Source organism: Legionella sp. PC1000 (assembly GCF_014109805.1).
GTDB classification, from domain to species: domain Bacteria; phylum Pseudomonadota; class Gammaproteobacteria; order Legionellales; family Legionellaceae; genus Legionella; species Legionella resiliens.
Window position 1 is genome coordinate 2,659,824 of the sequence record NZ_CP059400.1, and the last position, 24,498, is coordinate 2,684,321.

The window sequence follows — 24,498 nt, forward strand, 5'->3', positions numbered from 1 at the left end:
TATAAATACTGAGTCATTCTCTATTAACCAACAGATCCAGAAGAAAAAATCCAGCGCCAATGCAAATTGCACTGTCCGCTAGATTAAACGTAGCAAAATGATGGTGCTTATAATACACATCAATAAAATCAATGACATAACCATCAAGGGCTCTATCGATTAAATTACCAATTGCACCACCTAAAATAAGACTAATTCCTGCTAAAAGGCATCGAGCCTGGCTTTCGGTACGATACAACCAGACAGCAAGCATAATACTCACGATGAAACTAAAACCGGCAAAAAACCATCTGTGCCAATCTCCGGCACCGCTTAAAAAACTAAAAGCAGCACCAGAATTATAGGCCAAAGTAAGATTAAACATTGGAAAAATAGGTAATGGTTTATATGGAGTTAAAAAAACACTCGCCAAGTACTTACTTGCTTGATCACAAATAATCACTATAAGACTGAGCATAAACCATGGCCATTTTCTCATATAAATTGCCTCATTTCCTCTTGGCCGCTAATATTCCCAACACAACGTAAGCAGAGCTCAGGATGCTGGGCATTTTGGCCAACATCCGGCCGTCTATGCCAACAGCGGGCACATTTTTCATGTGGGCTTGCCGAAACTGCAATAGAAACACCGTATGCTGTGGCCGCTAAACCTGCTGGAGCAGAATTCATAGGATGGACTGCGGCATCGGATGTGATTAACAAAAAGCGCAATTCTTCGCCCAAACGAGTCAGTTTAGGTAATACTTTGTTATCTGCATATAAAGTAACTTCTGCAGCCAAAGCAGAGCCAATTTCGCCTTTTTGACGCGTCTCTTCCAATGCCTTATTCACTTCATCACGAATTAAATGCAACTCATCCCAATCTTCCATAGTCACATTATCAATCTTTGGCCAAGCATCATACCAAAGTTCAGTAAAGACTGATTCCTGATTATAGCCAGGTATAAAGCGCCCTATCTCTTCCGCTGTGAAAGACAAAATAGGTGCCAACCAAAGAGTAAATGCCCTAATTATGTGATACATTGCAGTTTGGCAAGAACGTCTGGCTTTGCTTTCTTTTGCAGTGGTATATTGTCTGTCCTTAATCAAATCAAGATAAAAACTTCCCATGTCTACCGCACAGAAATTATGAAGTTTCTGATAAATAACATGAAATTGATAGCTTTCATAAGCTTCGATAATTTCTTTTTGTAAAAGCTGGCTGCGCTTTAATGCCCATTTATCCAACTCCAAAAGATTTTTGTCGTGTACGCTATCAACTGCTGGATCAAAATCAAATAGGTTTGCTAATAAAAAACGGGCTGTATTACGAATTCTTCGATAAGCGTCTGCATTTCTTTTGATAATTTCATCTGAAATGCTCACTTCATGTCGGTAATCCGTAGAAGCAACCCATAAACGTAAAATATCCGCACCGTGTTGGTTAACCAATTGATCCAAGGCAACATAATTTCCTTTGGATTTAGAAAGCTTTTTACCCTCAGCATCCACAGTATAGCCATGAGTCAATACTGTTTTATAAGGAGCATTACCATACATAGCTACGGAAGTGGTTAACGAGGAATTAAACCAACCGCGATGCTGGTCTGAACCTTCAAAATAAATATCCGCAGGGAAAGACAAGGCTTTATTTTGCTGTAACACACAGAAATGAGTTACACCCGAGTCAAACCACACGTCCATCGTGTCGTTAATTTTATCATATAATTCCGCATCATCTCCCAGAAGCGCTTTTGCATCCATCTCGAACCAGGCATCAATCCCGGATTTCTCGATAAGTAATGCAACTTTTTCAATAAGCTCCAGTGTATTGGGGTGCAATTCACGCGTCGTATTATGTACAAATAAGGGCATAGGAGTGCCCCAAGCTCTCTGTCTTGATATACACCAATCAGGTCTGTTTTCAACCATGTTACTGATGCGAGCTTTACCCCAGTCAGGCACCCAAGTCACTTTATCAATTTCGTTAACAATATGTTTTCTTAGCTGACCTTTATCCATCGAAATAAACCATTGAGGCGTTGCCAAAAAAATCATCGGTGATTTATGTCGCCAACAATGAGGATAACTGTGTCTAATATTCTCTTTCGCTAAAAGAACTCCTTTTTCAGCCAAAACACCCAAAATTGTGTCATTTGCCTTTAATACAGAAAGTCCAGCAAATAATTCAACATCGTCAGCAAAACAACCATTTCCTTTAACGGGATTAATTAAAGGCAAATTATACGCTTGGCCAACCAGATAATCATCTGGTCCATGTGCAGGAGCAGTATGTACGCTTCCAGTACCGGATTCAGTAGTTACATGCTCACCTAAAACCACTGGAACAACCCGATTATAAAAAGGATGTCTTAATTTCAAATGCTCAAAAACCTTTCCTTTTGCCGAACCCAAAATTGTATAGTGGCTCACTCCGTAACGAGCCATAGTAGATTCAACTAAATCGGTGGCAAGTATTAAATAAGAATCATCTGTATCAACTAAAGAATAATCAATCGCGGGATGCAAGCATACTGCTTCATTAGCAGGTAAAGTCCAAGGAGTCGTAGTCCAGATAGGAAGGCTAACTGGCTTTATTTCTGCGTTTAGTTGAAACAAATGAATAAATTCTTCGGGGTGTACTGCAAAAAAAGCAACATCAATGGAAGGTGAGGTTTTCTCATCATAATCCACCTCTGCTTCAGCTAAAGCAGATCCACAATCAATACACCAATGGACTGGTTTAAAACCTTGGTGCAAATGACCATTTTTGATCATCAATCCCAATGCGCGAACGATATTGGCTTCATAACGAAAATCCATGGTGACATAAGGGTTATACCAATCTCCAAAAACTCCAAGGCGTTGAAACTCATCACGCTGAATGTCGATTTGACTGGCAGCATACTCACGACATTTGGCACGAAACTCGCGTGCAGATACCTTATCACCGACTCGTCCTATCTTTTTCTCTACATTGAGTTCAATAGGCAGCCCATGACAATCCCAACCAGGAACAAATGGCGCGTCATACCCGCTGAGTGATTTGGATTTAATGATAATGTCTTTAAGAATCTTGTTTAACGCATGCCCGCAGTGCAAATGGCCATTAGCATAAGGAGGACCGTCGTGCAAAATAAAGCGCTTACTTCCGGCACGAGCTTTACGAATTTTTTCATAAACTTTTTTTGCTTGCCAAGCGGTCAAAACTTCGGGCTCTCGAGTAGCCAAGCTTGCCTTCATCGGAAATGAAGTATTAGGGAGATTTAATGTATCTTTGTATTCTGCCATAAGAGTTTACTCTGCGAAATCGTTAAATTGTTGGTGACTATTCACCCTGATTCGGGATGCCGACCCTATTCGGGGTAATGAAAAATAGTCTGAAAAAACCATACAGTATCATCCCTGTCCTATTTTCAAAATGTTGTTATTCAATCTTCACTCAAATCTACGCCCAACGTTGATAGAGAGGTCTTTCCATTACAATTACTTAGGAATCCTTGTGCCACCGCAATATCATCATAAATCTGCGCGATTAAAGCATCCACCGAAGTGAATTTAACCTCATCACGCAATTTGTGCAAGAAAAACACCTGCATTAATTCACCATATATGGACTGATCAAAATCAAATAAATGCACTTCCAAAATGTTCTTGCTGCCATCTACTGTAGGACGACGTCCAATATTCGCTACCCCATACACCATTTGCGAAGCGATTCGAACTCGAACTACAAATACTCCTTGTAAAGGCAAAGAATAGCGATGCAAAGCAAGATTTGCCGTGGGGATTCCCCACTGTCGTCCACGCCCGTCGCCATGTAATACACGACCACAAATACTATAAGGTCTACCTAGATATTTTGCTGCTGTATTTAGATCACCATGCTGCAATGCTGTTCTAATTCGTGTTGAGCTGATTCTATTTTCGTTAATACAAAAATTTGAATAAATACTTACATCACAGGCATATTCTGAACCAAGTTTTTTCAGCAAAATCACGTCACCTTCTCTGTTTTTGCCAAAACGAAAATCTTCACCTACCAGGAGATATTTCACATTGAGCGTAGAAAATAAATAAGTGTGTGCGAAATCAACTGCAGAAGTTTGCGCTAATGTATTATCAAATTTAAAACAGTATACGTAATCAATCTGGCATGAGCGTAATACATCTAATTTTTCTCTTAAACTGGAAAGTCGTGCTGGTGCTTTCTCCTGTTGGAAATACTCTCTAGGCTGAGGCTCAAATAAGATTAGGACTAAAGGCAACTTTAAATCATTTGCTTTGTTCTCTAAAGTCCTAATAAGATTTTGATGCCCTAAATGCACGCCATCAAAATTACCAATAGTAGCGACCGCGCCTTTATCAAACGCAGAAAAATGTTGAATGCCGCGCAACAATTTCATAAGTAATTCAATCGTGTAACTCGAAACTCAGTAGTATACTTGTTTTCTGCCCCGTTGAGAAATAGTAAGCGAGTGGAAGCAAATTATTAGAAGCATTTATAGCCAAACGAAGTCAAGTGAAACCTGGGGAAACAGAATTAATATAAATCCGTGCAACGCCTTGCTGCTCTCCCAGGCTACACTTTTATACTCGATTCTTACACTTTAGGATGCTTCTCAGAAGGTATAGAACGGACTATTAAAACATCGCATTCGGCACCATGCAAAATGGAATTTGCTGTTGAACCTAATAATAAGGAAAGACCATGTTTTCCATGACTCCCTGTAACAATCAAATCGATATGCCGCTCTTGTGCAACCCTTAAAATTTCATTTTTGGTGGAGCCAAATTCAATAAATCGGTGTTTTGCATCTACCCCCAACTTTTCACCTAATTCATTGAGTTCTTTTTCAGCTTGCTCGCGAATAGATAATTCAACTTCAGCAAATCCGGCAAAACCAGGATAAGCATAAGCAGGAATGGGTTCTACGACATGAACTAATATCAGATCAGCGCCATTCTCATCAGCAATTTTTTTCGCTTTATGCGCTGCTATAACACCAACCTCGTCAAAGTCAGTAGCAAACAATACCCTCTTATACATCATTTTTCTCCTTATAATTCTGATGCCTATTTATAGACTAGCAGATTTAAAATTAAATGCATTACAAAAAGATATGTTTCACATCGTAATAGAACGGATTTAAAAACAAAAGGTCAAAATAAAAAGAATGATGTTCAAAAAGTGCATTTATCGTAAAAAAATCAGAAATGTCCTGTTTCGCTTTTGAGAAATGGTTACCAATTTAAAGTAGTCGAATGTAATATAATACCTCCTCTACGTACCGCGCTTTATGCGCGGTATCCAGGAGATCTTGCCTTTGAGAAAAAGGCCAAAAGTACATCTAAGCATCGTTCTGGATACCGCGCATAAAGCGCGGTACGTAGGTAACAAAAATGTGTTGAGATCTCTCTGATTGCGCTTGCGGTTTTTGATTTCAATCCAGATTTTTATTTCTTAACTTCAGATGCTCTTCAGCCTTAGCAATTGCCTTCCGAATTGCTTTGGCTTCTTCTGATTGTTCTGGAGCCAGTTTTAATAAACGTTGCCAATAACTTATTGCATCTTCATAAGCATGGCTTACAAAAGCATCCATCGCGAGCATTGCCAATGCATCGGGCTGATTTGGATTATTTCTTAATAATCGGATAAATATTTCAGTGATCTGTTCGGTAAATTGCTGATTATTCAGTACCCACAAGCTATGCGCATAATTCACTGCATATTGTTCATCATCGGGATTAAATTGATATGCTTTTGCAAAAGCATTTACAGCATTTTGTTTTTCATTTTGGCTGCTGTACAAACGTCCCAAGAGATACCAACCTTTTGCACTTTTTGGGGTTTCATCTAATTTTGCGCGCAATTTTTCGATTAATTCTTGTGGAGTTTTAATCGATTCCAACATTTTTTTAGCTTGTTTCTGGGAATTAAGGTGTTGGAGATACTCTTGCCATCCTCCAAAGCCGCCCCAATAAAAATATCCTGTAAATGCGCCTAAAAAAATAACAGGAACCAGTAACAGACTTGCGGTAAAACGGCGTCTGAATGGGTAAACCATGAATATACAAGCTAAGCCAGTTAAACACGCTGATAATCCCAGTAACAACCATTCATTCATAAAAAGCTCGCTAAATTATGCATGTTCCTTCTTTCGGACTCCAAAACAAGTGCGCCAGAAAATAACAAATCCTAAGAGTAAAAATAAAATAGGTCCAAACCACAATAAAAAAGTCACTGCTTTAACCGGGGGATTAAACAGGATAAAATCGCCATAACGAGCAGTCAGATAATCACTGATTTCACTATCACTCTTACCCTCTTTCACCATTTGATAAACCTGGTTACGCAAATCTTTAGCTAATTCAGCATTAGAATCTGCCAAATCTTGATTTTGACATACCAGGCAACGCAAATCTTTGAGCAGATGATTAAATTGAGCTTCCTTTTGAGCCGAATCCAAAGGGTAAGTGCTGTTTGCCCATACTGAACCACATAAAAAAAGCAAAAACCCCCCCAAAATAAAATATAACAGGTCTATTTTCATGAAGCCTGCTCCAACTGTTTTATCAAAGGTGAAATCTCTTTTTGCCACATCTCCTGAGTCATAATTCCAGCATGTCGATAACGGATTATTCCTTTCTTATCAACCACAAAAGTCTCTGGAGCACCATAAACACCTAGATCGATAGCAACTTTTCCGTCCTTGTCCTGGATGACACGTTTATAGGGATTTCCCCATTGTTTCAACCAAAGGAGGGCATCAGTAGATTTGTCTTTGTAATTCAACCCATAAATTGGCACTCCTTCACGTGCCAATTGCAACATAAAGACTTGCTCCTCGACACATGCTGCACACCAACTAGCCCAAATATTTAATAAAACTACCTGTCCCTGCAATTGGCTGGAACTAAAAAAAGAATTCGGCGAATACAACTCAGGGAGACTAAAGTTAGGTAATGACTTTCCAAGCTGCACAGAAGGTAATTCATGCGGATCTAAGGATAAACCACGCCAAAGAAAGACACAAAGCAACAAAAAAAGAGTAATTGGAATCACTTTCCATCCTATTTTTTTCATGTCTTCAACTCCTGGGCGCCAATTATTGTTTGCTGTCTTTTTTGATAATAGCGTCTATCTGTCAGTGCAAAAAAACCACCTGCTAAAATCATAAACCCGCCAGCCCAAATCCAACGAATTAAAGGTTTGTAATAGAGTCTCACTGACCAGGAGTTATCTGCTAATGGCTCACCTAAAGCGACATAAATATCTCTAAACGGTGTTACATCAATTGCGGACTCAGTCATTGCCATTTGACCTACTGTATAAAGTCTTTTTTCAGGATAAATCACCTTGGTCTTGCCCTGATAATTTATTTTAAATTGGGCTTTCGTTCCTTTATAGTTTGGTCCGATTAACGGTTCCTGGCGTATAAACTCAATAGAATAACCAAGTAACGATACTTTTTTTCCGAGTTCCATTGGTACATCATCTTGCACACCATAGGCTGTAGACACTGCAATACCAATTACCGTAGTTGCTACTCCCAAATGCGCAAGAATCATTCCCCAAAAAGCTTGTCCTACTTGATATAAACCACGATCAAAAATCCGTCTATAAGCCGCTTGAAATGTACTTAAAATCACCCAGAAAGCAAGGATCAGCCCCATAAAAGCCGAACTATTAAATTCTTGAGCGGTGGTCATTAACAAAATCAAAGGAATTAAGAAGCTAAGAAAAACTGTTTTCCAAAGCTTTTTTAATACACTACGCCAATGATCTCTGTTCCATCTTAAATGAATACCAATTCCCATCAATAACAACAGGGGAATCATTAAAGGAACGAATACAGAATTAAAATAAGGGGCTCCTACAGACAGTTTGCCCAGGCCTAAACCTTCAACAAGTAAGGGATACACCGTTCCCATTAAAACAGTGAGCATAATTACTACTAAAAAAACATTATTTAATAATAAAGCACTTTCCCTAGAAAAAGGACTCGGATTGCTGCCTGAATGTAAGGTTTGTGCTCTAAAAAGGAACAACAATAGAGATCCACCAATAACAAATAATAAAAATCCTAAAATATATAATCCGCGCTGCGGATCTACGGCAAATGCATGAACTGAAGTCAAAACACCAGAGCGCACAAGAAAAGTACCGATTAAGCTTAAAGAAAAAGCAGCAATTGCAAGCAACATGGTCCATGCTTTAAATTGTTGGCGCTGTTCAGTTACTGCCAAAGAATGCAATAAAGCAGTTCCTATTAGCCACGGCATAAAAGAGGCGTTTTCGACTGGATCCCAAAACCACCATCCACCCCAACCTAACTCACGATAAGCCCACCAACTTCCCAAAGTGATCCCAGCCGTTAAACAACACCATGCGGCTAATGTCCAAGGTCTAGTCCATTTCGACCAACTGGCTTCTACCCTACCTGCCCAAAGCGCAGCAATAGCAAAGGCAAAGGCAACAGAAAAACCTACATATCCCATATACAACATGGGCGGATGAAATAAAAAACCCGGATCTTGTAATAAGGGATTCAAATCGCGACCCTGTGTATCTAAAACTTGAAATTGACGTAAAAAAGGGTTGGATGTAGTCAGCAAAAAAAGAATAAATCCAATACTTAGCCAACCGAGAACAACTAAAACACGCGTACGCATTTCCTTATCCAAGCCGGCACTGCAAAAAGCCACCAGTAACGTCCAAAAACTCAGAATGGAAACCCATAACAGCATGGAGCCTTCATGCCCACCCCAAACAGCACAGAATTTATAAAACCAAGGTAAGTTAATGCTGGAATTACTGAGTACGTAAATTACCGAAAAATCATCTTTTAAAAAACAAAGAGTGAGGAAAAGATAGGATAAGGCAATAAAGAAAAACTGGCAGGCTGCATAAGTACCTGCAGCATTTACCCAATTACTCCGTTTTAATTGCAACCCAATGAGTGGAATTAATGCAAGCATTATGGAAGAAAGCAAAGCCAAAACCAAAGAAAAAAGCCCTAATTCTGCAATCATGAATGTACCTTTTGGGATAAAGCTGCTTTCACTTCTGGCGGCATATAATTCGCATCATGTTTCGCCAATACCTGTGAGGCACGAAAATGCTGGTTATCAAGCAGCTGCCCTTCAGCAACTACTCCCTGCCCCTCTCTAAATAAGTCTGGAAGAATACCCGTATATTTTACGGTAATGGTCTGATTATAATCGGTTATTTTAAATTCTACATCCAAACCTTTTTTTGAGCGAATAATGGAATCTTTTTCAACCATTCCCCCCATACGAATATTATGCTGTTGTGGCGCTTCACCTGCTACAGCCTGGGTAGGAGTATAAAACAAACTTATATTTTGTCTCAGTGCATACAAAACCAGCGCTGCAGCAATGGATAAAATAGACAGGGTAAATATTAAAATCATTATCTTGCGTCGGCGTGCTGGAGTCATTTTTATCGCTTAAACCATTGTTGTAATTTTTGGCGTGTCTGTTTTCCTTTCCATTTCATACCTAATAAATTCATTACTAAAACCACACAGACCAAACCATAAGCCGGCCAGACATAAATGGAGTATCCCCCCATTGCCAGCCACTCTAAAAATTGATTCATTTAAATTCCCCTTCAAATTGAATCTTGACCCAAGCTTGCCTCTTTTCCCTAAGCAATAATTCTTGACGTGCTTTCTCTAAAATAATCCACAAACAGTATAAAAAAAATCCAGATATAGTCAACAATAAAGGATATAACATACTTCCATCAATCTTGGGCTTGGCAAAGACTGACAAAGTAGATCCTTGATGCAAAGTATTCCACCAATAGACTGAATAATGAATAATTGGTAAATCAATAATTCCCACCAAAGTTAAGATGGCAATAATTTTATCTCCATTTTCTTTATTTTTTATCGCATAGTGGGTTGCTAAAATTGCAGCATAAAGCAATAAAAGAATTAATTCTGAAGTCAAACGAGCATCCCAAACCCACCAAGTACCCCACATGGGTTTACCCCAAATACTTCCGGTTACCAGCGCAAGAAAAGCCATACTGAGGCCAACTTGAGCAACAATATTTATTAAAAGACCGGCTATTTTAATACGCCAAACCAAAAGCAATACAGCTAAAAAACCCATCCAGGCATAGAGCATCATGGACAAAAAGGCACTGGGCACATGTACGTAGATAATGCGGAATGCATCACCTTGTTGATAATCAGGAGGGGTAAATGCCAATCCCCAAATGATACCAACAACTAAAGTTACTAAAGTGCCCACTGCCAAACCAGGAGTAAAGCGTCCGGTAAAATTATAAAAAAGCTTAGGCGATGCCAGTTGGTATAATAATTTCCACATAGGAATAATTGAAATCAAAAAAAGCGGATTTTAACACGTATCCCCCTATTAGCAAAACCTGGAATCACTTAAAGTCTGTTGTCATTTCGTGAGCTTGAACCAAAATGACCTCATTTCCGAGTACCGAAACACATCAAACCAGCAGTATGTGAGCCTCGGAACGCTGATGCATTAATTCAAACATACCGCTAGATAAAAACTCTCTTGGTTATTTTCTCTGGTAAGTTTTCTAGCAGCAATTTTCTTTGACACAGGCATAAACTCTTTCAAAGATGCTAAGTTTGCTCTTTTTCACAACACACTTATGAGATAAGAGTCACTATTATTTATAGGGTGGCACAATAGACTCAATAAACATTGGACCGCTTTCTCCTGTGATTAATGTTCCTTTTGAGATACATTCAATTGTGGATTGAGAGCAAGGAACTTTATGATCAAAAAATGTAGCTGTTTTTCCACTAAATTTTGTACCTTTAACTGAAAAAATGGGCAAGGTTTCTTGAGTGTGGACTATCACATCATATTTTTTTAATCTTAAACGGGATTCATTGGTAGTGAAAGGAAGAACCAAATGACATTTTAAATTCATTAATCGATTATTTTGAATCAATGTTTTATTGTAATAATCCATGAAAAAATGAACGAAAAAATTTCCGGTGTAGCTTGCATCATCAATTGCAATAAGATGAAGTACATCCAGTCCAGGATTAAATGAAGTAAGCTCAGACATTGTAACAAAATCTTTGGGTGCAAAAGCAAGATACGGTTTTGCTAGTTTAGTAACCCATAGATTACTTTTATCTAGCCTGTCATCCAGAAGCAACACATAATTTCTGTTTGATTCTGGAAGGGAATAAAGATATTTATTTAATTTGTGGATGGCCTGTTTTAATGCAAACATAAAGTGACGATGAGAAATATGCTGTATCGAGTCTATTACTTCTCGTGCAACGACTCTATCCATTACATGGTGGTGTTCGACCCATGCCTCCATCCTCTCAACTTGAGGCGGATTAAAAAAAGGGAGTTTGACAGGTTTTTTCAATAATGGGTGCTCAAAGGGGGGAATAGTAACAGGGGCCTGTTTTTTTGAACTGAGTGAGCGCCACTGGCGTTGAATTATTGACGCGGCATGATACTCCTTATCATGCATCTGGATTAAATTATGAATAAATCTCACTTCATGTTCAGCCATTCGATCAAAAGGCATCTCCCCACGATGATTTTTTTTGAAAAAATCTCCTCCTGCTAAAAATAACTGAGTCGCTATTTTGGGATGAATAATATGCAGGCTCACATATTCATGTAAGAATGTATTCCCTTCCTCATCAACTTCTTTATTCACATTAGCCCCTAATTGCAACAGTACATGCAACAATTGAAATGGAGGATGTGTTTGCCCTTCACAGATTTTAAAAATTTTTTGCAAGGGGGTTAATCGAGATTTAAAGTGGTCGATGTATCTTTCGTTAATTCGAATGGGAATAGTTGATTCTTTAATCAGCATTTGGAGTGACTTCCCATCATCAGTACAGCAGTCAATAATTTCTTCTAAATTAAAGCCTACTAATAAATAAATTAAAGATTCAATGTCTCCTTCTTCTATAGCCATTAATATTTTTTTATAACCGTATAGATCAGCAATTTTCTTCTCTTTAATTTCTATCTTATCGTTCATACCGTTCGACACTGTTGTTATTAGTGGGCATACCAACAACACCCTAAAAATATTCACGCTGATGAATCGGAGCCTTTGCTCTCATTCACAAAAGATTAAGCTCCGAACTTTTTTATAGAATGATATATAATTTTTAAAGGCTTGGGTTATGACCTGCACAAGCTTTTTGCATCCTTGATGTATTAAATATAGTAATCCTTTTTATACCAAGATCAATCAAAAATAATTGCAAGTAAATTATATGTCTGAACATTGCAAAGGATTTTTTGGAGTAATTCGGGCATTGAGCTTCTGAGAAATCACATTAGAGCAGCATAGTAGAAATGGAAACAGATCCTATTCAACATGACTGATGCGCATTATCCCGGCAATTGCATAAGGTAAAAAACCTGTAGCAACTACAGACATTGCAAGTAATAAGGCTAAATAGGCACTAATCGGTAATCCTTGCATGGCTATATTTAAAGTGCCGCTTCCAAAGATCAGTAAAGGCAGGGTTAGCGGCAATAAAATCAAAGCCATTAAAAGCCCCTTCTGGTTGATTCCAACTCCAAATGCGGCAGCCAAAGCACAAAGAAACAGTAAAGCTGGGGTGCCGCAAATTATAGTAAGCGCAAGCACCTCTGTTTCCCAAACATTCAATGAAAATAATAAAGCAACCAATGGACATAAAATGAGTAAAGGCAACAAATTAAATAACCAATGAGCAATTACTTTTGCACCAACCAGCAAAGGCAAAGACTGACCGGAAACAACCCATTGTTCGATGACACCATGTTCATAATCTTGTTGAAATAAGCGCTCTGAAGAGAGCAAAAAAGACAAGAGGATAGCCATCCAGACTAAACCAGGAGCAATAGTTTTAAGCAATACGGCTTCTGGCTTTAGAGTCAGTGGAAACATAAAAAGGAAAATTAAGAAAAACAAACATGAATTCACTAAAAAGCGGATTTGACGTACCTGAATAAGCAATTCACGTTTACATTGTCTGGCAAATAAAGACAAGGAAGAAATCACAAACAATACTCCTCATAATCAGAGGGACTTAGCGGTAATTGCTGGTGAGAAGTTAATAAAACTGATCCGCCCTGCTTTCGATGGGCTGCTATTTTATCCATAATCAGGGTAATGGACTTATCATCTAATGCGATTAAAGGTTCGTCAAGAAGCCATAAATTAACGCTGGAGAACCACAAACGCAGCAATCCTACTTGCCTGCGCTGTCCGGCAGATAACAAGCCGCAAGGGACGTCCAGATGGTCTTCGAGTGTAAAAATTGAAGCGAGCTCTTCAAGGTTATTATACTCTTCTTTCTTTATACTGTATGATGAGGAAGCATAATGAAGATCAAAAAAGCAATTCTCTTTTAAAGTTAAATTAGGGTTAATCCCTGTTTTGTGACCTACAAAACACAGATGCCGTTGGTATGCAGAGTAGTCCTTAGCTATATTTTGTCCAAAAAATTGAATTTCACCTTGAAGGGGATGATATAAACCGGCGATTAATTTTAATAGCGTCGTCTTGCCTGCACCATTTCTACCACGTAAATGAAGTAATCCCCCTTTGGGTAAATGAAAACTTACTTTATTTAATAAAGGTTGATCCTGATAATCAAAATCAAGGTTAATTACATCAAGCATAGGCCAATGATACACTTTTTTAGGTTTGTATTTATGCAGCCAGGGTTCCACTGCGCTTCACCCAGACTACACTAAATAGTACTCGAACTAAAAAACAAAACAAGTTTTAATTCATTGCCAAACCCTTCTCAAATTCTAAATCACTTTTTCGCTCAGCAACCATTTCTTTAAATGCTTTATCGAAGAGGTATCACGATTAAAAAACCAAGTTGTAATTCCATAAATAATACTCCTATTTTTTACAACTAATTTACTTTCAACTTAATTGGGCTCTTGCGAACTGCCTTATTGATCGCCATAATTTGTTTTTATTTTTTTAAAGGTTGAGTAATGGAATTTTTAAGTCAATACGGTATGTTTCTTTTAAAATCAGTAACGGTAGTTATTGCTTGCTTAGTAGTCGTCGCAGGTTTTTTTTCTATGAGCCGTAAACCAAAGCCAAAACTGGAGATTTCATCTTTAAATAAGCATTATGAGCATATCACATCCATAATGAACAAAGAAGTTTTAGGTAAAAAATTACCTAAAAAGAAAAAGAATAAATCAGAACAGCCCACACTTTATGTAATTGATTTTCACGGTGATATTAGAGCATCCCAGGTAGAGCAACTTAGAGATGAAGTAACTGCAATTCTTTGCACTGCAAAGGCAGGGGATGAAGTTTTAGTACGTCTGGATAGTCCTGGAGGTATCGTTAATAGTTATGGGCTGGCTGCTTCGCAGCTCCAACGCATTCGTGATAAAAAAATTCCTTTGACTGTAAGTATCGATAAAATGGCTGCCAGTGGCGGTTACTTAATGGCCTGTGTTGCCAATCAAATCATTGCTGCTCCTTTTGCAATTATTGGTTCTATAGGGGTAGTAGCCCAAATACCCAATTTCCATCGTTGGCTTAAAAAACACGATATTGATGTAGAATTATTAACTGCAGGGGAATATAAACGCACTCTAACTCTTTTAGGTGAGAATACTGAAAAAGGCAGAAAAAAAGCTCAGGATGATCTGGAAAAGATACATGCTATTTTTAGAAATTATGTGGCCGAACATCGGGAGCAACTTAATATAGAGCAAGTTTCTACAGGAGAACATTGGTTAGCCAAAGATGCCTTTGATCTACATCTCGTAGATAAATTATGCACAAGCGATGACTATCTAATAGAAAAAATTGAACGCTATAATGCATTTAAACTCGCTGTTCCAGCCAAAACTTCTCTAGCGAATAAATTGCTTAAGCCGGCGATGCGGTTTATGCACCCATGGGGTTAAGGAAAGAACACATCAAATTCAGCAATTGACTTATAAGGTAAATAACAAAAAGCCTTAATATTCAAAATACTGGATAAACGGATGAATTTTACATAATGGTGTATAATTAATTTATATTACAAAATGGAGTGAGCCATGAGTGACTTTAAATCAAAGCTACCTGATCTCAAAGAGTTAGCTTCAATGACAAGCAAGTTATTTACAGATATTAAAAAAAGTGTTGGTGAAATCGTTCACAACTATAAAGAAAATAGAGCACAAGCAGAAGAAGCAGAACAAACAAAGGTGGACCCAGTTCAAGAGGTCAAACCTCAAAAACCTGTTGAGGAAAGTAAAGCGGCTCCCGAACCGGTTAAGCCTGCTGAGCCTATTGAAACCATTGAGACTATTGAAACCGTTGAAACTATTGAAGTGGTTGAACCTAAAAAATCAAAAACTGACGACACCAAAAAATAAATATTTTAATTGGTTATTTTGCAGTCCGGGTGAAGTACAGCAAAACTCGGAGTTTAGGTAATCGTATTCTATTCAAATGTCTGAATTACACTTTTTACTCGAAGAATATAATTCTTCAGAGGGTATATTTGAATCTTGGTGGAAAGCCATATTAAGCGTGAATTTAAATATGGCTTCTCGGGTATAGAGTTGAACGCTTACCAAACAAAATTCCACAGTTGCTTTAGATGAGTTCAAACCCGCTCTGGGCGGGTAAGTCCGTATTTGCGCATTTTTTCAACTAAAGTAGTACGTCTCATATTCAAGTAGCTTGCAGCATGGGCCACTACCCAATCTGATTCATTTAATGCTTGACTAATCAGTGCTAACTCAGTTTTTACCAAGTGTTCTTTTAAGTCTATGCCTTCTGCAGTGGAAATTTGCTCCTGATCCATCACCTCTAATAAAGCTTCTCGTTCCGAGTTGGATGTATCAGATTCTGCATAAAGGGGCTTGTATTCGCCACGGACTTTTTGTGGTAAATCTTCTCTACTCAAAATTCCTTTGGGAAACAAAATAGTGAGTCGTTCTACCAAATTAGCTAATTCTCTGATGTTACCTGGCCAACTGTACTGACTTAATACAGCCATCGCATCCGGCATTAAACGTACGCTGGGCCTGTTTTCGCTCTCAATGCGTGCAATCAATTCGTTAAATAATAAAGGAATATCCTCTGCCCGTTCTCTCAAAGGAGGCATTTCTATAGGAAATACATTAAGCCTATAAAATAAATCCTCCCTAAATTTCCCTTCTTTAATTGCTTCTTCCAAATTTCTATGTGTCGCAGCAATAATTCTTACATTGACATCAATGCTTTTATTGGCTCCCACTCGCTCAAAACAGCGTTCTTGCAGTACCCTTAATAATTTTACCTGCATAGGTAAAGGCATATCCCCTATTTCATCAAGAAATAAAGTTCCTCCGTTCGCTAATTCAAACCGTCCTTGTCGGGAAGTAATTGCACCAGTGAATGCGCCCTTCTCATGGCCAAACAATTCACTTTCAAGTAATTCTCCCGGAATAGCACCACAGTTAATTGGAATAAAAGGTTTCATAGCTCTTGATGATAATGCGTGGATATTACGTGCAACGACCTCTTTACCTGTTCCGGATTCCCCTAGGATTAAAACGCTGGCTTCAGTATCAGAAACTTGCTCTATTAATCGGCGAACATTGCGAATACTGGGACTATTACCTACAAGACTACGTAATAAAGGATTTTTATGATCACTAATCATAATGGATTTTACCGCTTCTTTAGCAATTTGACATTGATGCAAGGATTCCATAATTTGAGCATAAGAAAATGGGAATGGTTGACACGCAACAACATTACGTAAGAGACATTGGGTATTATTTAATTTTTGACCCACTACAATGATTGGAACTTTTGCAAACTTATTTACCAAAGAATCCAGCTCATTTATCGTTTCCTGAATGGATTCACTCGCACTTAGAAGAATAACGTCGGGACTTATATCAGCAAAGTACCACTCGCTATATTTACTGACTTCAGTAGATTCACCGATAAAATCCAGTATTGTGCGTAACTTGCCACAACGACTTTCATTATTATCAATGATAAGAACCTTGTCATTAGTACTCATAAACTTATCCTTAAGTTCTATATACTTGCCATCATTTTTTCTCTCCCTTAAAGCGAGGAAAGACTTCAATAATTAATTTATCGATAACACACGATCAATTTAAAAGCATTACACTGATTCCCAAAACACAATTCCTGACTGCCAATTGTTTTAGTAGCACTTACCTGGGTTTCTTTCACGAAATACTTGGCCTGCATAAATCCCATGCGATTGCAGAAAGAATTGGCTGCCCGTGCACCGCAACCTTGTTTTTGGTCATAACACCAATCCACGCGATAATCATTAAAACGAGGAACGGCAAAACGTTTTTCCCGATAGTGATAAGGTTTTGGAGGGGTATGAGATAAGCCAGTAGCGCAAACAATAGTCATAAATCCGTTGCAGCGCCATCCCTTGCAGCTTTGGCTGGTTGATAGGTAATGGGTTAATCCTATATTGTAGGCTATTTCATTATCGCTGGAATAATCATAACCTAACATTTGGCAATAATGATCTGCTACGATTTTGCCACATTCCTTACCATCTGCAGTACAATAATCCAAACGCTCCCCTAGATAAGTGGGATGCCAAAAGTTTCGAAAAGCATTATTGTGCTTTTCACTTGTATTTGTTTGGCCTGAAAAGGAACAAAATAAAAAAACTAAAAACATAAAGTAACGAAAATTGATCATTAAAAACAATCCTTTAGCGATTATCAAATCATGTTAGCTTATGACGCTTATAGGCACAAGAGTAACATAAGGTAAATCACTATTGATTTATTAAATGTAGCACATCTAATCCCACTCATTTTTAAATAATGGTTATTTTTGATGATTAATCTGGTAAAATAACGACCATGAAAGTTTTTTTTATTTTTTTTTCAATACTTCTTGTATTGCTCCCATATACAATGAGTAATAAAAACGTTGTTTCTAATCCTGTCACAGCTACAGTTACAGGATCTGCACATCAATGTTTACAAAAAACTCCTATTACTGCCTCTATTCGCTGTAATTTTAGCCAAGCGTATGTCATACCCACGGAATTGAATTTATCAAAAACCCATTCACTAATGGGTTTATTCTCTTTTTTTCTCTATCTTTCATCTCTATGCTCAGGATTTAAAACACGAATCTATAAGCCACCACGCTCATTTTCTAATAATTAACCCCTATTTTTAAATGCTTATACCGATGATTTTCTTGATCATTAGTCGGTTAGATTATTGGAGAATTTTATGAAAAATTTATTTAAAATCATTTTATTAGTTATGGTAATTTCTTATTGGCCTCCATCTATATGGGCTTCAACGGATAACGAAAATCATATTGAAAAGAATTATTTTCAATTTGTTATTCCTGAATATCATACAAATAGACAATCAGGGCAAACAGTGAATATTTATGTGCGCTATGCCTACAAGAAAAAATTACCAAACAATCAATATCCAGACTATCGGGTGTTACGTACGGCTGTTTTAAAGTATATGGAACCTACTGTGGAATTTCCTGCAGAAGTATTTTGGGAAATTCTTGCTACTGCCATGGGGAGAGATTTAATGAAAAACTACCCACTGGATGGTGTAAGTATTCAACTGGACGTTCTGGATAACCAAAATCCAAACAGTTTTGAACCAGGTGATCATGGACCTACATTTACTGTAGGCGACATAGAGCCTTTAGATGTACATCACTAACTGGATTATTAATTAAATGTAGCAGGTAAAGCATAGCATCCGGCACATAAAATCACCCCCTGTAAATTTGTTCAAGGGCCATGTTTGAATTTTTGGTGGAAGGTCAGATTTGAGCTTAGGTTGGATGAACAAATACGCTGAGAAAGCGCAGCTTATCAGCGTATTTGTCATTCAAGATGAGCCAAATATGGCGTTCCAGGGACCCTAAATAGGATTATCACTATCGATAAATAGATGTTCTAACTCAAATTGAGAAGCTAGATGCTTACCTAAAGCCTGAATGCCATAACGCTCTGTTGCATGATGGCCGCAAGAATAATAATGAACTCCTAATTCCTTTGCTTGATAATAAGTTCGTTCTGATATTTCTCCACTTATATAAGCATCTACCCCTAAACGAAATGCATCCTCGATAAAGTCCTGTGCTCCTCCACTGCACCAGGCAATATGCGTAATCGGCTTTTCACTGCCTGCGATAGATAAAGGGGAGCGGTTTAATTTCTTTGTTAAATACTCAGTAAATTCTGCATGTTTCATCGTTTGAGCTAACTTTCCTGACCAAAGCAGATTGTCAGTACCACCCGCTCTATGCGAATGCACCATATCTACTTCAAATAATTTGGCCAGGCAGGCATTATTTCCAAGATCAGGATGACAATCCAAAGGAAGATGGTAGGCAAATAAATTTAAATTATTGCATAATAACTTATAAATTCGTTGCCGTTTCATACCTATAATCACTGGTGTTTCACCGCGCCAAAAGTAACCATGATGAACCAGCAAAGCATCGGCGTTCCATGCAATAGCCTGAGTAATTACGTCTTCAGATGCAGTGACTGCACTACAAATTCGGCTAATCTGTTCTTTGCCTTCAACCTGCATCCCGTTAGGGGCATAATCATTGTATCGTTCACAACCCAACAACTGATGCAGATATAAGGATAGTTCTTCTTTAGTAATCACCGGTCAGAAACTCGCTTGATGTCAGCACCTAATAAAGATAATTTTTCTTCTATGCGTTCATATCCTCTATCTACATGATAGATACGCTCAACCGAGGTTTCACCTTCTGCCACTAATCCAGCTAAAATTAAACTCGCCGAAGCACGTAAATCCGTTGCCATAACGGGTGCGCCGGTTAATTTCTCAACGCCATTAATTATTGCTGTATTTCCATTGAGTTGAATCTGCGCCCCCATACGTTGTAACTCCTGCACATGCATAAAACGATTTTCAAATATCGTTTCAACAATAGTTGAAGAACCAAATGCTACTGAGTTCATCGCCATAAATTGAGCCTGCATATCTGTTGCAAAAGCTGGGTATGGTGCTGTAGAAATATTTACTGCCTGGGGTCGTTGATTGTGCATATTAAGGCTAACCCAATCTTCCCCTATGGTTAATTCTGCACCTGCTTCTTCAAACTTACATAACTGTGATAACAAAGTATCAGGTCGTACTCGTTTTACAGTTACATGTCCTCGTGTTAAAGCCCCGGCAGCAAGATAAGTTCCCGCCTCAATTCGGTCAGACATTACAGAATAAGTCCCACCTGAAAGTGATTCAACGCCTTCAACCTCAATTATTGAAGTTCCAGCACCAGAAATCTTTGCTCCCATTTGAATTAGAAAATTGGCCAAATCAACCACTTCTGGCTCACGGGCTGCATTTTTAATAATTGTTGTCCCTTCAGCAAGAGTGGCTGCCATGAGAACATTTTCAGTACCCGTCACAGTGACTGTATCAAACATTAAACGCTTTCCTTGCAAACGCCCACGTTTACAACGGGCATTGATATAACCATTTTTGACTGTGATGTCAGCGCCCATAGTTTTCAATGCTTTTAAATGCAAGTCGACAGGTCTTGTCCCAATAGCACAACCTCCGGGTAAAGATACGTCTGCCTTACCAAATCGAGCAAGCAAAGGTCCCAAAACTAAAATCGAAGCACGCATGGTTTTAACTAAATCATAAGGAGCAACAAACTCATTTACTTGATTCGCATCAACCTGGACATTCATTTTCTCGTCAACAATTAATTGGGCACCTAACTGACCGAGTAACTCCATCATAGTGGTTATGTCTTTGAGATGGGGGACATTGGAAATGGTGACATGATCTCGTGCAAGTAAACTTGCAGCCATAATAGGTAAAGCAGCATTTTTTGCTCCTGAAATGACTACTTCGCCATTAAGTGCTTTACCACCATTTATTAATAATTTATCCATTTTGCGTTCCCCATTCTTCTTTTGTCCACGTCTTCATGCTAATTGCGTGAAGCTTACCAGTGGTAATCAATTCTTTCAGCTGCGCATAGACCCACTGCTGTCTGGCTACCTTGGGTTTATTTAAAAAGACATCACTTACTACAGTTATCTGATATTGATAACCATCTCCCTCCACTTTGATGTAAAAAACATCATCAATGGTTTTAAACTTTTGTTCTATTTCTTCATTACTTATCATTAAAATTAGCTCACAATTTGAAATAAATACAACTTTTGGCAACAAATACATTTAGGGTGAAAGCACAAGCATTTCCTAGGGTTTCTGTTATCCAAATAAAAAAAGAAAACCCGGGCTATGGCGCTCACCTTCACCCAGGCTACAATTTATAATCCTAAAAAAAAGTAACCACTCTCCAAAAACAGGAAATTTCTCTCAGAAATTACAAAAAAATTATACGGTCTCCAAAATACGTTTCACGCCACAAAATTCTGCTAAAGACTGCGTTGCATCAGGTATGCCAATGATTTCAAAAAGTTTATTATTTTTTTTACAGAGCTTTCTAGCCTCGATAAGCAATGCTAAACCTGCACTATCACAATGTTTCACATCACTTAGATCCAGACTAAAGCGATCACTTTTATCTTCCATCAAAGCCTGATAGAGCTTTGCCCGTACAGCAACAACTGACTTAAATGTAAGGTCAATACCCGGTTTAAAACAAGTGTTACTCACCATTAGGAAGCCCTTTTAAGTTGCTTTTTTTCCATTAACTTGATGACATCGTCAATACTGGAATTTTGTAAGGCTGCTGCAAACTGCGACCGGAAACTTTGCAACAAGCTCACTCCCTCAACGCTGATATCATAAATCTTCCACTGACCATTTTTGGCAACGAGGCTATAAGACAACGGAATATTTTGACCTTCGGCACGAACAATAATGCTGTTAACTCGCAAAAATCGAGAATTCAGAGAGCCTCTTAAAGGTAAAAATTGTATGCTTTCATTAGTGTATTGTGCCAAGGGACTAGAATAAGTACGAATCACCAAACGTGTAAACGCTTTGGAAAATTGCGCTCTTTGTGAATTGGTTGCTTTACTCCATGCCTGTCTTCCCAGAACAGAACGTGACATACCTGCTACATCAACAATCGGAAGCAAATTTGCTTCTACAGCCTGATAGATAATATTAGGATTACTTTTTAAATTGGCTTTATTTTCTTTTAGGGTAGCAATGATATTATTGGCAGTTTGCTCCAGCATAGGTATGGGAGAGTTTTGTGACGCATTCATCATTGGAGATAAAATCACACTGACAACTAATAAAATTGTTTTTATTATTCTCATGTTCTGACCTTATTTTTTAATGTTAAACAATAGTTGACCAATTAAGTTTTCAAGTATAATTGCTTCTTGAGTCTTTCCAATCACATCCCCATTTCGTAAATAAGGATGGTCTTTATTATCATCATCCTCCTCAAAACCCGGGACAATACTAATATAATTGGAACCAAGCAACCCTTCTGTCAAAATCCGCGCTGAAGCATCTTCATAAGGTATTTTCTTATCACTACGCAAGCGCATAGTTACCTTTGCATTAAGTTCTCCCGGCTGCAGATCAATATGAGTTACCTCTCCAATTCTAACCCCCGCCACAGTAACAGGCGCCCGCACTTTCAATCCACCAATATCGGTAAAATCAGCAGTTACCTCATAACTGTCATGAGACATAAGACCAGAAAAACTACTCACTTTCATTGTCATGACCAACAAAGCCAATATACCAAGCAACATAAATAGGCCGACACTAAAATCTACGTAACGTTGCTTACTCATTTACCAATCTCCAATCATCATTGCGGTCAACAAAAAATCCAGTCCTAATACAGCAAGCGATGAATAAACTACTGTTTTAGTCGTCGCCTGACTAATACCTTCTGCAGTAGGCACACATTCAAAACCCTGGAATACAGAAATCCAGGTTACAACAAAAGCAAAAACTAAACTTTTAATGATACCACTGAGTACATCAATACGGAAATCCACTGCTGCTTGCATATTGGACCAAAAACTTCCCGCATCCACGCCTAACCAGTGAACACCGATAAAATACCCCCCAAAAATAGCTACAGCAGAAAAAATTAATGCTAAAAAGGGTAAGGTAATAAAACCTGCTATAAAACGAGGATAAATAACCCTGCCTAAAGGGTCAACACCCATCATATCCATACTGGATAACTGTTCTGTTGCTTTCATTAAACCAATTTCAGCGGTTAAAGCTGAGCCTGCACGCCCAGCAAACAATAAGGCACTGATTACTGGTCCGAGCTCTCTTGAGATACTTAAGGCTAATAATTGACCTAATTGACTTGATGCACCAAATTTTTGCAAAGTATTATAACCCTGCAAACCAACAACCATACCAATAAATAAAGCAGAAACAACTATAATCAAACACGACAAAACACCAACAAAATGGATTTGATAGCGCAGCAAAGGCCAGAGCTTTGGAATGCCTGGTCGTCTAAACAACATGAAGAATAGAAATAACCCGGAATTCCCCAGGTTTTGCAAAACCCGTGAACTACGGCTACCGATACGCGTGATGAACTCAAGCATCTAATAGCTCCTCTATATACGATCTGGCTGGATAGTGAAAAGGAACAACTCCATCAGCCTCTCCATGCATAAACTGTTTGACCTGGGGTTCAGATGATTGAATTAGCTCCTTGGGAGTCCCTTGTCCTATGATGTTGCCGCCGGAAATAAGGTAAACATAATCTGCTATAGAACAGGTTTCTTCGACATCATGTGAGACAATAATTGTTGTTGTATGCAATAACTCATTTAACCTTTTGATTAAACGAACTAAAACACCTAGTGAAATCGGATCCTGTCCTGTAAATGGTTCATCGTACATCATAAGTTCTGGATCCAGTGCTATGGTACGCGCTAAAGCAACTCGTCTGGCCATTCCGCCTGACAACTGAGCAGGCATCAAAGAGGCAGCTCCCCGCAACCCAACTGCTTCAAGTTTCATCAATACGATGTCACGCAACATCGATTCATTTAATTGAGTATGTTCTCGCAAAGGGAAAGCCACATTATCAAACACAGAAAGATGAGTAAATAAAGCAGAACTTTGAAAAAGCAAGCCCATATTCCGCCTTGCTTCATACAATGCCCTGCGGGATAATAGATGCATGTTTTGACCATTGACATGGACAAAACCACTATCAGGTCTTAGTTGAGCACCAATTAGCTGCAATAAGGTAGTCTTTCCAGACCCACTAGGCCCCATAATTGCGGTAATCTTACCTCGCTTAACTACCATATCGATGCCATTAAAAATGCGCCGGCTTTCACGAGTAAAGACTAAATTTTTAATTTCAACCCAATTTTCAGGCATGCTTTCTTTTCCGGTTATAGCCAAAAGTAGAAGTATACCCAAGATACTTCAAAATGCTAGGTTTTAGACGACTTGATTTTTTCGTTCAGGAAGCTTTTTAAAGAGGAATAATAGCCTATTCTATTATGAATCTTTAAAAGTTTCCTGCCGGAA

At 38.3% G+C, this 24,498-nt stretch carries 27 protein-coding genes; 3 read left to right on the plus strand and 24 right to left on the minus strand.

What is annotated here, in order from left to right; translation table 11 throughout:
• Window positions 1–13: 13 nt before the first annotated feature.
• From lspA to ccmA, 14 genes are all read right to left on the minus strand, one after another.
• Window positions 14–478 (minus strand): signal peptidase II, encoded by a 465-nt coding sequence (lspA, locus tag FOLKNPGA_RS11625; RefSeq protein ID WP_182350063.1) that lies wholly within the window; start codon window positions 476–478, stop codon window positions 14–16.
• Window positions 475–3,270, minus strand: coding sequence for an isoleucine--tRNA ligase (gene ileS, locus FOLKNPGA_RS11630; RefSeq protein WP_182350064.1), 2,796 nt, complete (start codon window positions 3,268–3,270; stop codon window positions 475–477). The genes lspA and ileS overlap by 4 nt, the downstream gene beginning before the upstream one ends.
• Before the next feature lie 140 nt (window positions 3,271–3,410).
• The gene (ribF, locus tag FOLKNPGA_RS11635; protein ID WP_182350065.1) at window positions 3,411–4,385 is read right to left on the minus strand and encodes a bifunctional riboflavin kinase/FAD synthetase; all 975 of its coding nucleotides are present in this window, start codon (window positions 4,383–4,385) and stop codon (window positions 3,411–3,413) included.
• Between the two features lie 197 nt (window positions 4,386–4,582).
• Window positions 4,583–5,029 (minus strand): universal stress protein, encoded by a 447-nt coding sequence (locus FOLKNPGA_RS11640; RefSeq protein ID WP_182352846.1) that lies wholly within the window; start codon window positions 5,027–5,029, stop codon window positions 4,583–4,585.
• Window positions 5,030–5,423: 394 nt separating this feature from the next.
• A complete protein-coding gene (locus FOLKNPGA_RS11645; protein ID WP_182350066.1) occupies window positions 5,424–6,107 on the minus strand; it encodes a tetratricopeptide repeat protein in 684 nt (227 codons plus the stop codon).
• Window positions 6,108–6,122: 15 nt separating this feature from the next.
• Window positions 6,123–6,533 carry a cytochrome c-type biogenesis protein gene (locus FOLKNPGA_RS11650; RefSeq protein WP_182350067.1) on the minus strand — a complete coding sequence of 137 codons (411 nt, stop codon included), beginning with the start codon at window positions 6,531–6,533 and terminating at the stop codon, window positions 6,123–6,125.
• Window positions 6,530–7,066 carry a DsbE family thiol:disulfide interchange protein gene (locus tag FOLKNPGA_RS11655; RefSeq protein WP_182350068.1) on the minus strand — a complete coding sequence of 179 codons (537 nt, stop codon included), beginning with the start codon at window positions 7,064–7,066 and terminating at the stop codon, window positions 6,530–6,532. The genes FOLKNPGA_RS11650 and FOLKNPGA_RS11655 overlap by 4 nt, the downstream gene beginning before the upstream one ends.
• Window positions 7,063–9,015, minus strand: a complete 1,953-nt coding sequence (locus FOLKNPGA_RS11660; protein WP_182350069.1) for a heme lyase CcmF/NrfE family subunit — start codon at window positions 9,013–9,015, stop codon at window positions 7,063–7,065. The genes FOLKNPGA_RS11655 and FOLKNPGA_RS11660 overlap by 4 nt, the downstream gene beginning before the upstream one ends.
• Window positions 9,012–9,443: a cytochrome c maturation protein CcmE gene (ccmE, locus tag FOLKNPGA_RS11665; protein ID WP_182350070.1), complete on the minus strand. Its 432-nt coding sequence runs from the start codon at window positions 9,441–9,443 to the stop codon at window positions 9,012–9,014. The genes FOLKNPGA_RS11660 and ccmE overlap by 4 nt, the downstream gene beginning before the upstream one ends.
• Window positions 9,444–9,445: 2 nt before the next feature.
• The gene (ccmD, locus tag FOLKNPGA_RS11670) at window positions 9,446–9,604 is read right to left on the minus strand and encodes a heme exporter protein CcmD (RefSeq protein ID WP_058468303.1); all 159 of its coding nucleotides are present in this window, start codon (window positions 9,602–9,604) and stop codon (window positions 9,446–9,448) included.
• The gene (gene ccmC, locus FOLKNPGA_RS11675) at window positions 9,601–10,344 is read right to left on the minus strand and encodes a heme ABC transporter permease CcmC (protein ID WP_182350071.1); all 744 of its coding nucleotides are present in this window, start codon (window positions 10,342–10,344) and stop codon (window positions 9,601–9,603) included. The genes ccmD and ccmC overlap by 4 nt, the downstream gene beginning before the upstream one ends.
• 322 nt (window positions 10,345–10,666) lie before the next feature.
• Window positions 10,667–12,022, minus strand: a complete 1,356-nt coding sequence (locus tag FOLKNPGA_RS11680) for a hypothetical protein (protein ID WP_182350072.1) — start codon at window positions 12,020–12,022, stop codon at window positions 10,667–10,669.
• 336 nt (window positions 12,023–12,358) lie between these two features.
• Window positions 12,359–13,039, minus strand: coding sequence for a heme exporter protein CcmB (gene ccmB / locus FOLKNPGA_RS11685; RefSeq protein ID WP_182350073.1), 681 nt, complete (start codon window positions 13,037–13,039; stop codon window positions 12,359–12,361).
• On the minus strand, window positions 13,036–13,662 hold the full coding sequence (gene ccmA, locus FOLKNPGA_RS11690; protein WP_182352847.1) for a heme ABC exporter ATP-binding protein CcmA: 627 nt from the start codon (window positions 13,660–13,662) through the stop codon (window positions 13,036–13,038). Before ccmA ends, ccmB begins: the two co-directional genes overlap by 4 nt.
• Window positions 13,663–13,992: 330 nt before the next feature.
• On the opposite strand from ccmA, the gene sohB reads away from it, so the two are divergent.
• Together sohB and FOLKNPGA_RS11700 are read left to right on the plus strand one after the other, a co-directional pair.
• Window positions 13,993–14,928: a protease SohB gene (gene sohB / locus FOLKNPGA_RS11695; RefSeq protein ID WP_182350074.1), complete on the plus strand. Its 936-nt coding sequence runs from the start codon at window positions 13,993–13,995 to the stop codon at window positions 14,926–14,928.
• A gap of 135 nt (window positions 14,929–15,063) precedes the next feature.
• On the plus strand, window positions 15,064–15,384 hold the full coding sequence (locus tag FOLKNPGA_RS11700; RefSeq protein ID WP_182350075.1) for a hypothetical protein: 321 nt from the start codon (window positions 15,064–15,066) through the stop codon (window positions 15,382–15,384).
• A 233-nt stretch (window positions 15,385–15,617) separates the two neighbouring features.
• Here the strand turns inward: FOLKNPGA_RS11700 and FOLKNPGA_RS11705 are convergent, their stop codons facing one another.
• Both FOLKNPGA_RS11705 and FOLKNPGA_RS11710 read right to left on the minus strand, forming a co-directional pair.
• Window positions 15,618–17,030 (minus strand): sigma-54 dependent transcriptional regulator, encoded by a 1,413-nt coding sequence (locus FOLKNPGA_RS11705; RefSeq protein ID WP_182350076.1) that lies wholly within the window; start codon window positions 17,028–17,030, stop codon window positions 15,618–15,620.
• Window positions 17,031–17,107: 77 nt separating this feature from the next.
• Window positions 17,108–17,701, minus strand: a complete 594-nt coding sequence (locus tag FOLKNPGA_RS11710) for a hypothetical protein (protein ID WP_182350077.1) — start codon at window positions 17,699–17,701, stop codon at window positions 17,108–17,110.
• Between the two features lie 548 nt (window positions 17,702–18,249).
• Between FOLKNPGA_RS11710 and FOLKNPGA_RS11715 the strand changes: the two genes are divergently transcribed.
• On the plus strand, window positions 18,250–18,708 hold the full coding sequence (locus FOLKNPGA_RS11715) for a hypothetical protein (protein WP_182350078.1): 459 nt from the start codon (window positions 18,250–18,252) through the stop codon (window positions 18,706–18,708).
• A gap of 204 nt (window positions 18,709–18,912) precedes the next feature.
• On the opposite strand, the gene FOLKNPGA_RS11720 is transcribed toward FOLKNPGA_RS11715, so the two are convergent.
• The 8 genes from FOLKNPGA_RS11720 to FOLKNPGA_RS11755 form a co-directional block, all read right to left on the minus strand.
• Window positions 18,913–19,671: a Nif3-like dinuclear metal center hexameric protein gene (locus FOLKNPGA_RS11720; RefSeq protein WP_182350079.1), complete on the minus strand. Its 759-nt coding sequence runs from the start codon at window positions 19,669–19,671 to the stop codon at window positions 18,913–18,915.
• Window positions 19,668–20,936, minus strand: coding sequence for a UDP-N-acetylglucosamine 1-carboxyvinyltransferase (gene murA / locus FOLKNPGA_RS11725; protein ID WP_182350080.1), 1,269 nt, complete (start codon window positions 20,934–20,936; stop codon window positions 19,668–19,670). Before murA ends, FOLKNPGA_RS11720 begins: the two co-directional genes overlap by 4 nt.
• On the minus strand, window positions 20,929–21,174 hold the full coding sequence (locus FOLKNPGA_RS11730) for a BolA family protein (protein ID WP_182350081.1): 246 nt from the start codon (window positions 21,172–21,174) through the stop codon (window positions 20,929–20,931). The genes murA and FOLKNPGA_RS11730 overlap by 8 nt, the downstream gene beginning before the upstream one ends.
• Before the next feature lie 213 nt (window positions 21,175–21,387).
• Window positions 21,388–21,672 carry a lipid asymmetry maintenance protein MlaB gene (locus tag FOLKNPGA_RS11735; RefSeq protein WP_182350082.1) on the minus strand — a complete coding sequence of 95 codons (285 nt, stop codon included), beginning with the start codon at window positions 21,670–21,672 and terminating at the stop codon, window positions 21,388–21,390.
• The gene (locus FOLKNPGA_RS11740) at window positions 21,672–22,283 is read right to left on the minus strand and encodes a phospholipid-binding protein MlaC (RefSeq protein WP_182350083.1); all 612 of its coding nucleotides are present in this window, start codon (window positions 22,281–22,283) and stop codon (window positions 21,672–21,674) included. The genes FOLKNPGA_RS11735 and FOLKNPGA_RS11740 overlap by 1 nt, the downstream gene beginning before the upstream one ends.
• Window positions 22,284–22,292: 9 nt before the next feature.
• Entirely contained in the window at window positions 22,293–22,772 is a 480-nt protein-coding gene (gene mlaD, locus FOLKNPGA_RS11745) for an outer membrane lipid asymmetry maintenance protein MlaD (RefSeq protein ID WP_182350084.1), read from the minus strand.
• Window positions 22,773–23,555 (minus strand): lipid asymmetry maintenance ABC transporter permease subunit MlaE, encoded by a 783-nt coding sequence (gene mlaE / locus FOLKNPGA_RS11750; RefSeq protein WP_182350085.1) that lies wholly within the window; start codon window positions 23,553–23,555, stop codon window positions 22,773–22,775.
• Complete coding sequence (locus FOLKNPGA_RS11755; protein ID WP_182350086.1) at window positions 23,548–24,345, minus strand: ATP-binding cassette domain-containing protein; 798 nt, start codon at window positions 24,343–24,345, stop codon at window positions 23,548–23,550. Before FOLKNPGA_RS11755 ends, mlaE begins: the two co-directional genes overlap by 8 nt.
• Between the last annotated feature and the right edge of the window lie 153 nt (window positions 24,346–24,498).

Bases quoted from the DNA above. Each gene is read 5' to 3' on its own strand.
- sohB (WP_182350074.1), top strand. From the start codon at position 13,993: ATGGAATTTTTAAGTCAATACGGTATGTTTCTTTTAAAATCAGTAACG.
- mlaE (WP_182350085.1), bottom strand. From the start codon at position 23,555: ATGCTTGAGTTCATCACGCGTATCGGTAGCCGTAGTTCACGGGTTTTG.
- FOLKNPGA_RS11645 (WP_182350066.1), bottom strand. From the start codon at position 6,107: ATGAATGAATGGTTGTTACTGGGATTATCAGCGTGTTTAACTGGCTTA.
- FOLKNPGA_RS11740 (WP_182350083.1), bottom strand. From the start codon at position 22,283: ATGAGAATAATAAAAACAATTTTATTAGTTGTCAGTGTGATTTTATCT.
- FOLKNPGA_RS11755 (WP_182350086.1), bottom strand. From the start codon at position 24,345: ATGCCTGAAAATTGGGTTGAAATTAAAAATTTAGTCTTTACTCGTGAA.
- FOLKNPGA_RS11735 (WP_182350082.1), bottom strand. From the start codon at position 21,672: ATGGTGAGTAACACTTGTTTTAAACCGGGTATTGACCTTACATTTAAG.
- FOLKNPGA_RS11710 (WP_182350077.1), bottom strand. From the start codon at position 17,701: ATGATCAATTTTCGTTACTTTATGTTTTTAGTTTTTTTATTTTGTTCC.
- FOLKNPGA_RS11680 (WP_182350072.1), bottom strand. From the start codon at position 12,022: ATGAACGATAAGATAGAAATTAAAGAGAAGAAAATTGCTGATCTATAC.
- ccmC (WP_182350071.1), bottom strand. From the start codon at position 10,344: ATGTGGAAATTATTATACCAACTGGCATCGCCTAAGCTTTTTTATAAT.
- FOLKNPGA_RS11705 (WP_182350076.1), bottom strand. From the start codon at position 17,030: ATGAGTACTAATGACAAGGTTCTTATCATTGATAATAATGAAAGTCGT.
- lspA (WP_182350063.1), bottom strand. From the start codon at position 478: ATGAGAAAATGGCCATGGTTTATGCTCAGTCTTATAGTGATTATTTGT.
- FOLKNPGA_RS11650 (WP_182350067.1), bottom strand. From the start codon at position 6,533: ATGAAAATAGACCTGTTATATTTTATTTTGGGGGGGTTTTTGCTTTTT.
- ribF (WP_182350065.1), bottom strand. From the start codon at position 4,385: ATGAAATTGTTGCGCGGCATTCAACATTTTTCTGCGTTTGATAAAGGC.
- FOLKNPGA_RS11730 (WP_182350081.1), bottom strand. From the start codon at position 21,174: ATGATAAGTAATGAAGAAATAGAACAAAAGTTTAAAACCATTGATGAT.
- ccmA (WP_182352847.1), bottom strand. From the start codon at position 13,662: ATGCTTGATGTAATTAACCTTGATTTTGATTATCAGGATCAACCTTTA.
- FOLKNPGA_RS11655 (WP_182350068.1), bottom strand. From the start codon at position 7,066: ATGAAAAAAATAGGATGGAAAGTGATTCCAATTACTCTTTTTTTGTTG.
- FOLKNPGA_RS11715 (WP_182350078.1), top strand. From the start codon at position 18,250: ATGAAAAATTTATTTAAAATCATTTTATTAGTTATGGTAATTTCTTAT.
- FOLKNPGA_RS11640 (WP_182352846.1), bottom strand. From the start codon at position 5,029: ATGTATAAGAGGGTATTGTTTGCTACTGACTTTGACGAGGTTGGTGTT.
- ccmD (WP_058468303.1), bottom strand. From the start codon at position 9,604: ATGAATCAATTTTTAGAGTGGCTGGCAATGGGGGGATACTCCATTTAT.
- ccmE (WP_182350070.1), bottom strand. From the start codon at position 9,443: ATGACTCCAGCACGCCGACGCAAGATAATGATTTTAATATTTACCCTG.
- ileS (WP_182350064.1), bottom strand. From the start codon at position 3,270: ATGGCAGAATACAAAGATACATTAAATCTCCCTAATACTTCATTTCCG.
- FOLKNPGA_RS11700 (WP_182350075.1), top strand. From the start codon at position 15,064: ATGAGTGACTTTAAATCAAAGCTACCTGATCTCAAAGAGTTAGCTTCA.
- murA (WP_182350080.1), bottom strand. From the start codon at position 20,936: ATGGATAAATTATTAATAAATGGTGGTAAAGCACTTAATGGCGAAGTA.
- FOLKNPGA_RS11660 (WP_182350069.1), bottom strand. From the start codon at position 9,015: ATGATTGCAGAATTAGGGCTTTTTTCTTTGGTTTTGGCTTTGCTTTCT.
- mlaD (WP_182350084.1), bottom strand. From the start codon at position 22,772: ATGAGTAAGCAACGTTACGTAGATTTTAGTGTCGGCCTATTTATGTTG.